Source organism: Streptomyces asoensis (assembly GCF_013085465.1).
GTDB classification, from domain to species: domain Bacteria; phylum Actinomycetota; class Actinomycetes; order Streptomycetales; family Streptomycetaceae; genus Streptomyces; species Streptomyces cacaoi_A.
Window position 1 is genome coordinate 5,716,033 of record NZ_CP049838.1, and the last position, 11,432, is coordinate 5,727,464.

General features: G+C 72.2%; 9 protein-coding genes. 6 read left to right on the forward strand and 3 right to left on the reverse strand.

Annotated elements, in window-relative coordinates; all coding sequences use genetic code 11:
* Window positions 1-157 precede the first annotated feature (157 nt).
* The gene (locus G9272_RS25580; protein ID WP_171398724.1) at window positions 158-997 is read left to right on the forward strand and encodes a hypothetical protein; all 840 of its coding nucleotides are present in this window, start codon (window positions 158-160) and stop codon (window positions 995-997) included.
* A 23-nt stretch (window positions 998-1,020) separates the two neighbouring features.
* On the opposite strand, the gene disA is transcribed toward G9272_RS25580, so the two are convergent.
* Together disA and radA are read right to left on the reverse strand one after the other, a co-directional pair.
* Window positions 1,021-2,145: a DNA integrity scanning diadenylate cyclase DisA gene (disA, locus tag G9272_RS25585; protein ID WP_054241725.1), complete on the reverse strand. Its 1,125-nt coding sequence runs from the start codon at window positions 2,143-2,145 to the stop codon at window positions 1,021-1,023.
* Between the two features lie 80 nt (window positions 2,146-2,225).
* Complete coding sequence (gene radA, locus G9272_RS25590) at window positions 2,226-3,635, reverse strand: DNA repair protein RadA (protein WP_171398725.1); 1,410 nt, start codon at window positions 3,633-3,635, stop codon at window positions 2,226-2,228.
* A 276-nt stretch (window positions 3,636-3,911) separates the two neighbouring features.
* Here radA and G9272_RS25595 point away from each other — a divergent pair, with 276 nt between their 5' ends.
* Complete coding sequence (locus G9272_RS25595) at window positions 3,912-5,696, forward strand: sigma-70 family RNA polymerase sigma factor (RefSeq protein ID WP_171398726.1); 1,785 nt, start codon at window positions 3,912-3,914, stop codon at window positions 5,694-5,696.
* 110 nt (window positions 5,697-5,806) lie between these two features.
* Here the strand turns inward: G9272_RS25595 and G9272_RS25600 are convergent, their stop codons facing one another.
* Window positions 5,807-6,685, reverse strand: coding sequence for a hypothetical protein (locus tag G9272_RS25600; RefSeq protein ID WP_171398727.1), 879 nt, complete (start codon window positions 6,683-6,685; stop codon window positions 5,807-5,809).
* Between the two features lie 71 nt (window positions 6,686-6,756).
* Between G9272_RS25600 and G9272_RS25605 the strand changes: the two genes are divergently transcribed.
* The 4 genes from G9272_RS25605 to ilvD all read left to right on the forward strand — a co-directional run bounded on the left by G9272_RS25605 (window position 6,757) and on the right by ilvD (window position 11,277).
* On the forward strand, window positions 6,757-7,689 hold the full coding sequence (locus G9272_RS25605; protein ID WP_171398728.1) for a Ppx/GppA phosphatase family protein: 933 nt from the start codon (window positions 6,757-6,759) through the stop codon (window positions 7,687-7,689).
* Between the two features lie 149 nt (window positions 7,690-7,838).
* Window positions 7,839-8,696: a sugar phosphate isomerase/epimerase family protein gene (locus tag G9272_RS25610; RefSeq protein WP_171398729.1), complete on the forward strand. Its 858-nt coding sequence runs from the start codon at window positions 7,839-7,841 to the stop codon at window positions 8,694-8,696.
* A complete protein-coding gene (locus tag G9272_RS25615; protein ID WP_171398730.1) occupies window positions 8,693-9,298 on the forward strand; it encodes a TetR/AcrR family transcriptional regulator in 606 nt (201 codons plus the stop codon). The genes G9272_RS25610 and G9272_RS25615 overlap by 4 nt, the downstream gene beginning before the upstream one ends.
* A gap of 125 nt (window positions 9,299-9,423) precedes the next feature.
* The gene (gene ilvD / locus G9272_RS25620) at window positions 9,424-11,277 is read left to right on the forward strand and encodes a dihydroxy-acid dehydratase (protein ID WP_171398731.1); all 1,854 of its coding nucleotides are present in this window, start codon (window positions 9,424-9,426) and stop codon (window positions 11,275-11,277) included.
* Window positions 11,278-11,432: the final 155 nt, after the last annotated feature.

The window sequence follows — 11,432 nt, forward strand, 5'->3', positions numbered from 1 at the left end:
CCAGAGGTACAACGGGTGCGATCGTCAAGGAGGAGCGGCCGCGCGGACCGAAGTCGGATACGGGGGACACGGTTTCCGGGATGATGATCCGGAAAAGTTGCGCTCCTGGCGGCGGGTGGGGCCAGTGAACCCGTCGATCTCTCGTACAGTTTGCGCCGTGGGATCTCTGCGCAATCCGGTCGGGCCGCTTCCCTCCTCCATCTACTGGCGTCGGAGGGTCGTACTGCTGTCCGTGTTCGCCCTGTTGGCGATGCTGACCCTGTGGGTGGTGACCTCGGGCGGGGGCGGCAGGAAGAACGGTGCCGACGGTGGTGGCGGCAAGAATCCCGCCTCCTCCATCACGCCGGGGCCGTCCGGATCGGGGCCCGCGATCAGCCAGAACCCGGGCGGCCGCGACGAGTCGAGCGACGGCACCTCCAGCGGGTCCGGCTCCGGCTCCGGCTCGGGCGCGAATGGCGGCACCGGCTCAGGCGGCTCGGACGGTGACTCGGCGGGTGCCGGGGACATCGACGACGGCGCCAACGGCAGCGGCAGTGGTAGTGGCAGTGGCGGCGGCAGCGGTACGGGGACGACGCTGCCGGCCGGGACGACCCTGCCCAACTGCACCGCGGGCGGGGTCACATTGACCTTGCGCAGCGTCCAGAACTCCTACTCGCCCGACCAGACGCCCACGTTCCAACTGACCGCGAAGAACGCCTCGGGGAGCGACTGCAAGGTCGATCTCGGGCCGAAGGCCGCGGTGTTGACGATCACCCAGACAGGCGGCGACGACGCGTACTGGTCGTCCGCCGACTGCCCCAGGACGGCCGGGAGCCTGCTGTACCGGGTGCCGGCCGGGGACAGCTTCACGTACACCGTGAAGTGGGACCGCAAGCCGAGTGCCCCCGAGTGCGCTACGCCTCCGGCGGGGGCGGCCGGAGCGGGTACGTATCTGGTGGAGGCGAAGGCTCCGGGGTTCGCCAAGGCACAGACGTCCTTCGTGCTGAAGGACGACTAGCCCGACCCGGACGGGCCGACCGGCTAGACGTACCGCTCCAGGATCGACGACTCCGCCAGCCGTGACAGGCCCTCGCGGACGCTCCGGGCCCGTGCCTCGCCCACGCCGTCCACCGTCTGGAGGTCGTCGACGCTCGCGGCGAGGAGCTTCTGGAGGCCGCCGAAGTGCTCGACGAGACGGTCGATGATGGCGCCGGGCAGCCGCGGCACCTTCGCCAGCAGGCGGAAGCCGCGGGGCGAGACCGCCGAGTCGAGGGCCTCGGGGGAGCCGGTGTAGCCCAACGCGCGTGCCACCGTGGACAGTTCCAGGAGCTCGGCGTGGCTCAGCGCGTTCAGCTCGTACAGCGCCTCGTCGACCGTGCGGGAGCGCTTGGCCGTGGGCTCGGGCACGTAGTCCCGGACCACCAGCTCGCGTTCCGGCTCCACGCCCGCGATCAGCTCGTCGAGCTGGAGGGCGAGCAGTCGCCCGTCCGTGCCCAGTTCGACCACGTATTCGGCGATTTCGGTGGCGATGCGGCGCACCATCTCGAGACGCTGGGCCACCGCGGAGACGTCCCGGACCGTCACCAGGTCCTCGATCTCCAGCGCTGACAACGTTCCCGCGACCTCGTCCAGGCGGAGCTTGTAGCGCTCCAGGGTCGCCAGCGCCTGGTTCGCGCGGGACAGGATCGCCGCGGAGTCCTCCAGGACGCGGCGCTGTCCGTCGACGTACAGGGCGATCAGACGCATGGACTGGGAGACCGAGACGATCGGGAAGCCGACCTGCTTGCTGACCCGGTCCGCCGTGCGGTGCCGGGTGCCCGTCTCCTCCGTGGGGATCGTGGGGTCCGGCACCAGCTGGACGCCGGCCCGGAGGATCTTCGACAGGTCGGAGGAGACCACGATGCCGCCGTCGAGCTTGCACAGCTCACGCAGGCGCGTGGCCGCGAACTCCACGTCCAGGACGAACCCGCCCGTGCACATCGACTCGACCGTCTTGTCGGAGCCCAGCACGATGAGTCCGCCGGTGTTGCCGCGAAGGATCCGCTCCAGGCCGTCGCGAAGGGCCGTGCCGGGAGCCACCGCGCTCAGCGCGGCGCGCATCAGGCCGTCGGCACCGGAACTCCCACCGGACTTTCCGGGAGCTGCCGCCCGGTCGTTGGCTGCCACTGCACTCCTCCGGTCACAGGTCTGGGACGCTCCCGTTTCGCGCACTCGTTTCGTACGGACGGGCGAGACCAGGGCAAAGTCTACCGGCGCTCCTCCGCATCCCGTGGGGCGTCTCGTCGACGGGAGCGCGGCAGGACCCGCAGGGCGTCCCCTATGTCCGCGACTTCCAGAACCTTCATGCCCGCGGGGATCTTGCCGGGATCGCCCGGCACCAGCGCGTGCGTGAAGCCCAGACGGTGTGCCTCCGAGAGCCTGCGCTGGACGCCCGTGACCCGTCTGACCTCGCCCGCGAGGCCGACTTCGCCGATCGCGACCAGGTTCTTGGGCAGCGGGGTGTCGCTCGCGGCGGAGGCCAGGGCGAGGGCGATCGCCAGGTCCGCGGCGGGCTCCGAGAGCTTCACGCCGCCGACCGTCGCCGAGTAGATGTCCCGCTTGCCCAGGGCGCTGATCCGGCCGCGCTGCTCCAGAACGGCCAGCATCATCGAGACCCGGGAGGTCTCCAGGCCGGACGTCGTACGGCGGGGCGAGGGGATCTGCGAGTCGACGGTGAGGGCCTGCACCTCGGCGACCAGGGGGCGGCGGCCCTCCAGGGTGACCGTCAGACAGGTGCCCGGGACCGGTTCGTCACGTCGGGTCAGGAAAAGTCCGCTCGGGTCGGCTAGGCCCGTAATGCCCTCGTCGTGCAGTTCGAAGCAGCCGACCTCGTCGGTGGCGCCGTAGCGGTTCTTGACGCCCCGCACCAGGCGCAGGCGTGCGTGGCGGTCTCCCTCGAAGCTCAGCACGACGTCCACGAGGTGTTCGAGGAGGCGGGGGCCGGCGATCGCGCCGTCCTTCGTGACATGGCCCACCAGGAGCGTGGACATGCCGCGTTCCTTGGAGGCGCGGATCAGGGCGCCGGCGACCTCGCGGACCTGGGCCATGCCGCCGGGCGCTCCGTCGATCTCAGGGGAGGCCACGGTCTGCACGGAGTCCATGATCAGCAGTGATGGCTTCACCGCGTCCAAGTGACCCAGGACGGCCGCCAGATCGGTCTCGGCGGCCAGATACAGGTGGTCGTCGATGGCGCCGATGCGGTCGGCGCGCATGCGGACCTGGGAGGCCGATTCCTCACCGGTCACATACAGCGTGCGGTGTTCCTCGCTCGCCGACTTGGCCGCCACGTCCAGCAGGAGGGTCGACTTGCCGACGCCCGGCTCGCCGGCCAGCAGGACGACCGCGCCCGGTACGAGTCCGCCGCCGAGGACACGGTCCAGCTCGGGCACGCCGGTGGGACGGGCGGTGGCCTGACGCCCGTCGACCTGGCCGATGGGCAGGGCGGACGTGGTGACGCGCCCCGGCGTCGTCGTACGGACCGCGGGCGTGCCGTGCTCCTCGACCGTCCCCCAGGCCTGGCACTCGGGGCAGCGGCCGAGCCACTTGGCCGTCTGCCAGCCGCACTCGGTACAGCGGTAGGACGGACGGTCCTTGGTGGTCTTCGTACGGGCAGCCATGGGGAAACCGTAACCGCCGCCACTGACAGCCGGACGTGCCTGTGGACAACCGACCTCGCCGGGTGCCCGTCCTGGTGCCTCTTCGGCGCCCCCGCGCGGTCCCGCGCCCTCCGGGAGAGGGCAGGCGCCCCTTGTGATTTGGCCACGCCCCGTCACGAACGAGCCATGGGACCCCCCTTCCCTGTCCCCTTATGAGGGATCGTTTCACCCGTACGGATTAAAAGGACTCAAGGGACAAGAAGACCTAGTTCCGCGCCGCCTACGGTCGCACGGGTGATGAGCAGCAGCCCGGAGATTTCGACCCGCATGACCGGCGCACACCGGGCGCACCGGGAGGCGCGCGACGGCGCTGCGGCGCGCACGCTCGCGCAGCGACCCCCCGCGCGCTACGAGCCCTACCTGGACGGCCTGTTCACCTACTGCCTGTCCGTCCTGTGCGACCACGAAGCGGCCACCGCCGCCCTCGGTGACGTCCTCGCGTTCGCCGAACGGCGTGGCCAGCGTGGCCCCGAAGCGGCGGGCGACCGCCGGGCCTGGCTGTACGCGCTGGCCCGCTGGGCCTGTCTGCGCAAGCTCACCGAGGCCAAGCAGAAACGTCAGGGCACGCAGAAACGTCAGGGCACGCACGCGGCGGCCCGCGACGGCGCCCGCCGGCAGCCGGGCGCGAAGCCCACGACGGCCACGAGCGCCACGACGGCCCCGACGTCCGCAGTTCCGCCCGTCTCCGACGAGGCCAGGGAGCAGCGGCGGCGTGAGCTGACCCAGCTCGCCTGGCCGGAGGCCGCCGGCACCACCCCGGAACAGCGCGAGGCGCTCGAACTCGCCGTACGTCACCACCTCGCCCCCCACGAGGTCGCCGCCGTCCTCGGCAAGGACCTGGCCGCCGCCCGCGAACTGCTCGCCTCCGCCGCCTGCGAGGTCGAGCGCACGCGCGCGGCGCTCGCCGTCGTCGAGACCGGCGGCTGTCCCGGTGTGGCCCGTCTCACCGGCGAGAACCAGCTCGTGCTCAGCGCCGCCCTGCGTCGCGAACTCGTCCGGCACGTCGACGACTGCCCCCGCTGCCGCCGGGCCGCCGAACGCGCCGTCCCCGGCCGCTGGCCCGGCGCCGGTGTCACCCCCGCCGAGCTGCCCGTCCTGTCAGCGCCCCGCGCGGAGCTGCGCGTGGCCATGGCCCGCCTCCCGCGTGTGCGGGGGGCCGCCGCACCGCGCTACGACCGGCGGGGCTTCCCGATGGACCCCAAGGACCGGGCCGCCCGCCGGGAGCGGCTCCGCGCGCGTGCCGTCACCACGACCGTCGTCGCCACCGTCGTCGCCGCTCCCGTGCTCGCCCTGTGGGCGGCCTACCGGGGCACACCGACGGGGGAGGGGGTCGAGGGCCGCTCGGCCAGCGCCAGCGAGGCACAGGACCCCGACAGCCTCGACGGCGAGACGGTCGGCGGCTACGAGAACGCGGGAAACGCCAGCACCCGCCCGGGTGCCGGCCTCCCCAAGGGCGACGGACCGGATGTCTCCGTGGAGGTCGTCAGCGTCACGGGACTCGGCAGGAGCGCCGCCGGCAAGCTCTCCGTGACGGCCGCCAACAGGGGCGACACCACCCTCATCACCCTCACCGCGGCCGCCGACGGCGACGGGCCGGTCCGCTGGTCGGCCACCACGGCGGCCTCCTGGCTCTATCCGAGCCGCTCCACGGGTGCGCTGAAGCCCGGCGAGTCGGTGACGATCAAGGTGTACGTCGATCATCTGCGCGAGCCCTCCGGGCACTGGCACGCGCGCGTGGCCGTCGCCCCGGCGGGCGCCGTCGTCTCCATCGAGGGCTACGGCACCGCGCCCGGCCCCTCGGACCCGGGCAACGGCCCCGGTCCGGGCGGCCCCGGCGGTCCGCCCCCGTCGTCCGACCCGGAACCGACGCCCACGGCGCCGTCCTCCCCGGATCCCACCCCGACCGATCCGCCGTCCTCCTCCGACCCGGAGCCCACACCGGGCGACCCGTCCCCGACCGACTCGGAGGACTCGACCCCGCCGTCCGACGACGGCGACCCCCCGAGCCCGGCGACGTCGTAGAGGTCGGCCGTAGGCGTCACGGGCCCTGCGGGCCGGGATCCGGGCGGTCCAGGACCCCGGCGGTCCACAGGGCCGAGGGCCCGGGACTCAGCCAGTCGCTCGTCGGCTCGTCAGCCCGCCGCGTTCCCCGGATCCGCCGGATGCGGCGCCAGGAGCGGGAGCTGCGAGGCGAGGCGCTGTTCGCACAGCTCGACCAGGCGGTCGTAGCCGGCCTTGCCCATGAGCTCGGTCAGCTCCGGGCGGTAGGAGACGTACACCGGGTCGCCCGCGCCGTGTGCCGAGGTCGCGGACGTGCACCACCAGTGCAGGTCATGGCCGCCCGGGCCCCAGCCGCGGCGGTCGTACTCACCGATCGACACCTGGAGCACGCGCGTGTCGTCGGGCCGGTCGATCCAGTCGTACGTCCGGCGCACCGGCAGCTGCCAGCAGACGTCGGGCTTGGTCTCCAGCGGCTCGCGGCCCTCCTTGAGAGCCAGGATGTGCAGCGAGCAGCCCGCGCCGCCCGCGAAACCGGGGCGGTTCTGGAAGATGCACGACCCGTTGAACGGGCGGGTCTGGCGGGAGCCCTCGTCGTCCTCCGAGACCCAGCCGTCCCGGACGCCCTCGTCGTGGTGCTGCCAGATGTCCGGCGTGAGCCGCGCCACATGCCCGGCGACGCGCTTCTCGTCGTCCTCGTCGGAGAAGTGGGCGCCCAGGGTGCAGCAGCCGTCGGCCGCGCGGCCCGGCTGGATGCCCTGGCAACCGCTGCCGAAGATGCAGTTCCAGCGAGAGGTCAGCCAGGTCAGATCACACCGGAAGACCTGTTCGTCGTCCGCCGGGTCGGGGAACTCCACCCACGCGCGCGCGAAGTCGAGACCCTTCTCGTCCGCGGCCGGCGCCTGCGCTGCCGCTGCCTGGGCCTTGTTCGACTTCTTCGGTGGCTTCACCGGCTTCGCCCGCGAAGAACCGCCGGTCGATTTGTCGGTCTTCGCCTTGTTCGTCTTTGGCACTCGTCCAGGGTAAGTCGCCGGGAGCCGCTTCGGGGACGGGCAGGGGCGCTCTGGGCAGTAGCGTTCCCTACATGAGACTCGGTGTCCTCGACGTGGGATCGAACACGGTGCATCTGCTGGTGGTGGACGCACACCCGGGCGCGTGCCCCCTGCCCGCGCACTCGCACAAGGTGGAACTGCGCCTTGCCCAACTCCTCGACGAGGACGGCGCGATCGGCCCGGAGGGCGTCGACAAACTGATCGGCGTGGTCCAGGAGGCGCTCCAGGCCGCCGAGGACAAGGGCGTGGAGGACCTGCTGCCGTTCGCGACCTCCGCCGTACGCGAGGCCAGCAACGCCGACGACGTCCTCGCGCGCGTGCAGGCCGAGACCGGCGTCGAGCTCCAGGTACTCACCGGCGCCGAGGAGGCCCGGCTCACCTTCCTCGCCGCCCGCCGCTGGTTCGGCTGGTCCGCCGGAAAGCTGCTGGTCCTGGACATCGGCGGCGGCTCCCTGGAGATCGCCTACGGCATCGACGAGGAGCCCGACGCGGCCGTCTCGCTGCCGCTCGGCGCCGGCCGGCTCACCGCGGGCTGGCTGCCCGGCGACCCGCCCGACCCCGAGGACATACGGGCCGTGCGCCGCCACGCCCGTGCGCAGATCGCCCGCACGGTCGGGGAGTTCAAGCGCTTCGGCGCCCCCGACCACGTCGTCGCCACGTCGAAGACGTTCAAGCAGCTCGCCCGCATCGCCGGCGCCGCCCGCTCCATCGACGGCCCGTACGCCCAGCGGCAGCTCAAGCGCGAGTCGCTCGAGGCCTGGGTGCCCCGCCTGGCGGGCATGACGACCGCCCAGCGAGCGGAACTCCCGGGCGTCTCCGAGGGCCGCGCCAACCAGCTCCTCGCGGGCGCGCTGGTCGCGGAGGGGGCGATGGACCTCTTCGGCGTGGAGAACCTGGAGATCTGCCCCTGGGCGCTCAGGGAGGGCGTCATCCTGCGCAAACTCGATCACATGAGGTCGGAGTGACGGACCCGCGGGGCGCGCGGCCGTGACATGGCCGGCTCCGCCGCGCGGGCACGGGCCACCAGGACGTACGCCCACCCGCCCGTGGCGAACACCACAACGGCGGCCGGGGGCCCGGCACCCGGGTGACCGCACCCCGTAACCTGTCCCCCATGGCAGAGCCAGTCGTGCGGATCCCGGATGCGAAGGTCGCCCTGTCGACGGCCTCGGTCTACCCGGAGTCGACGGCGACGGCCTTCGAGATCGCCGCGCGCCTCGGATACGACGGCGTCGAGGTCATGGTCTGGAACGACCCCGTCAGCCAGGACATCGGCGCGCTGCGCAGACTCAGCGACTACCACCGGATCCCCATCCTCGCCGTCCACGCCCCCTGCCTGCTCATCACGCAGCGGGTGTGGTCGACCGACCCGTGGACCAAGCTCCAGCGGGCCCGCGCGGCGGCGGAGAAGCTCGGCGCGAGCACGGTCGTCGTCCACCCGCCGTTCCGCTGGCAGCGCCAGTACGCGCGGGACTTCGTCACGGGCATCTGGCGGATGGCGGACGAGACGGACGTACGGTTCGCCGTCGAGAACATGTACCCGTGGCGCTACCGCGACCGCGAGATGCTCGCGTACGCGCCCGACTGGGACGTCACGAAGGACGACTACCGGCACTTCACGATCGATCTCAGCCATGCCTCCACGGCCCGCGCGGACGCGATGCAGATGATCGACCGCATGGGCGACCGGCTTGGCCACGTCCACCTCGCCGACGGAAACGGTTCGGCCAAGGACGAGCACCTGGTCCCGGGCCGCGGCGCCCAGCCCTGCGCCGAGCTGCTGGAACGGCTCGCGCTGACCGGCTTCGACGGGCACGTCGTCATCGAGGTCAACACGCGGCGCGCGATGTCCAGCGCCGAACGTGAGGCCGACCTGGCGGAGGCCCTTGCCTTCACGCGCCTGCACCTGGCCTCCGCCTCGTCGACGGGCCCGTCGGCCCCGCCCTCCGCGGACAAGGTGCCCCGCCGATGACCGGCGTCACGGCCCGCAAGCGCGGCCGCCCCCCTCGTACGGAGTCCGCGGACACCCGGGACCGCATCCTGACGGCCGCCCGCGAGGAGTTCTCCGAGCGGGGCTACGACAAGACGTCCGTACGCGGTATCGCGAAGGCCGCCGGTGTGGACTCGGCCCTGGTGCACCACTACTTCGGCACCAAGGAGCAGATCTTCGAGGCGGCCATCGAGGTCGCCTTCGCACCCGCGCTGGGCGCCCCGGAGGCGGTCGCCGACGGCCCGCTGGACCAGGTCGGCGAGCGGCTCGCCCGCTTCGTCTTCGGCGTCTGGGAGAACCCCACGACCCGCAAGCCCCTGCTGGCGATCGTGCGCTCGGCCGTGAACAACGACACCGCGGCCGCCGTCTTCCGCCGCCTGGTCGTCTCCCAGGTGCTGCGCCGGATCGCCGGCCGGCTCGATCTGCCGGACGCCGAGCTGCGCGCCGAACTGGCGGCCGCGCAGCTGGTGGGCTGCGCGATGCTGCGGTACGTGATCAAGGTGGAGCCGCTGGCCTCGGCGGACCTGGAGCTGATCATCGCGCGCGTGGCACCGGTCGTACAGGGACACCTGACCGGGCCGTGAGGCGCGGCTCGCAGGTGAGACATTCGTCCCGGTATACGGACACCGTGTCCGCCCCCTGGATGACCGGCGTACGCTCGTTAGCAGTCAGAAGTCTCTGATCGCAGTCTCTGAAGGAGCGAGCGACGATGCCCGAGCTGAGGTCCCGCACAGTCACCCACGGCCGCAACATGGCGGGCGCCCGCGCCCTTATGCGCGCCTCCGGTGTACCCGGTGCGGACATCGGCCGGAAGCCGATCATCGCGGTGGCGAACAGCTTCACCGAGTTCGTGCCCGGCCACACGCACCTCCAGCCGGTCGGCCGGATCGTCAGCGAGGCGATCACCGCGGCCGGCGGCATCCCGCGCGAGTTCAACACGATCGCCGTCGACGACGGCATCGCGATGGGCCACGGCGGCATGCTCTACAGCCTGCCCTCCCGCGACCTGATCGCGGACAGTGTGGAGTACATGGTCGAGGCGCACTGCGCCGACGCCCTGATCTGCATCTCCAACTGCGACAAGATCACCCCGGGCATGCTGAACGCGGCCCTGCGCCTGAACATCCCGACGGTCTTCGTCTCCGGCGGCCCGATGGAGTCCGGGCGCGCCACCCTCGTCGACGGCACGGTCCGCACCCTCGACCTGGTCGACGCGATCTCCGACGCGGTGAACGACAAGATCTCGGACGAGGACATCCTCCGTATCGAGGAGAACGCCTGCCCCACCTGCGGCAGCTGTTCCGGCATGTTCACCGCCAACTCGATGAACTGCCTGACCGAGGCCATCGGCCTCTCCCTCCCCGGCAACGGCTCGGTGCTGGCCACCCACACGGCCCGCAGGGCGCTGTACGAGGACGCGGGGCGCACGGTGATGGACATCACCCGCCGCTACTACGAGCAGGACGACGAGACGGTCCTGCCCCGCAACATCGCCACCATCGCGGCCTTCGAGAACGCGATGGCCCTCGACATCGCGATGGGCGGCTCGACCAACACGATCCTGCACCTCCTCGCCGCCGCCCAGGAGGCGGGCGTCCCGTTCGGCCTGGAGGAGATCAACGAGGTCTCGCGCCGCGTGCCCTGCCTGGCGAAGGTCGCGCCGAACGTGGCGAAGGACCGCACGTACTACATGGAGGACGTGCACCGCGCCGGTGGCATCCCCGCCCTGCTCGGCGAACTGCACCGCGCGGGCCTGCTCAACGAGGACGTGTTCTCGGTCCACAGCCCGTCCCTGGCGGACTGGCTGAAGACGTGGGACGTCCGTGGCGGCTCCCCCTCGCCCGAGGCGCTCGAACTGTGGCACGCGGCTCCCGGCTGCGTCCGCTCCGCCGAGGCCTTCTCGCAGTCCGAGCGCTGGGAGGCGCTGGACGTGGACGCCGAGGGCGGCTGCATCCGCTCCGCCGAGCACGCCTACAGCAAGGACGGCGGTCTCGCGGTACTGCGCGGCAACATCGCCGTCGACGGCTGCGTGGTCAAGACGGCCGGCGTCGACGAGTCGATCTGGACCTTCGAGGGCCCGGCGGTCGTCTGCGAGTCGCAGGAGGAGGCCGTCGAGAAGATCCTCAACAAGCAGGTGACGCACGGCGACGTCGTCGTCATCCGCTACGAGGGTCCCAAGGGCGGTCCGGGCATGCAGGAGATGCTCTACCCGACGTCCTTCCTCAAGGGCCGTGGCCTCGGCAAGACCTGCGCCCTGATCACCGACGGCCGCTTCTCCGGCGGCACCTCGGGCCTGTCGATCGGCCATGCCTCGCCCGAGGCGGCCTCCGGCGGCACCATCGCCCTCGTCGAGGACGGCGACCGCATCCGCATCGACATCCCGAACCGCACGATCGAGCTCCTCGTCGACGACGCCGAGCTGGCGCGGCGCGAGGCGGCCCTCGGCGGCGTCTACGCCCCGAAGAACCGCGAGCGCAAGGTGTCCGCCGCCCTGCGGGCCTACGCCGCGATGGCGACGAGCGCCGACAAGGGCGCGGTGCGGGACGTGTCGAAGCTGGGCTGACGCCCGACACCTGGCAGCCACCACCGGGCAGTCGAGGCAAGCGTTGCTGTGAGGGCCGTCTCCGCCGCACGGAGGCGGCCCTCGGCGCGTCTCACCAGCCCGCAGCACGAGCCCACTGGCGTCGGCCCGCTGTCACCAGCCCGCGCTCATCAGTC

Excerpts from the sequence above, each read along its gene's own strand:
- radA (WP_171398725.1), bottom strand. The coding sequence starts at position 3,635 with ATGGCTGCCCGTACGAAGACCACCAAGGACCGTCCGTCCTACCGCTGT.
- G9272_RS25595 (WP_171398726.1), top strand. The coding sequence starts at position 3,912 with ATGAGCAGCAGCCCGGAGATTTCGACCCGCATGACCGGCGCACACCGG.
- G9272_RS25605 (WP_171398728.1), top strand. The coding sequence starts at position 6,757 with ATGAGACTCGGTGTCCTCGACGTGGGATCGAACACGGTGCATCTGCTG.
- G9272_RS25610 (WP_171398729.1), top strand. The coding sequence starts at position 7,839 with ATGGCAGAGCCAGTCGTGCGGATCCCGGATGCGAAGGTCGCCCTGTCG.
- G9272_RS25615 (WP_171398730.1), top strand. The coding sequence starts at position 8,693 with ATGACCGGCGTCACGGCCCGCAAGCGCGGCCGCCCCCCTCGTACGGAG.
- ilvD (WP_171398731.1), top strand. The coding sequence starts at position 9,424 with ATGCCCGAGCTGAGGTCCCGCACAGTCACCCACGGCCGCAACATGGCG.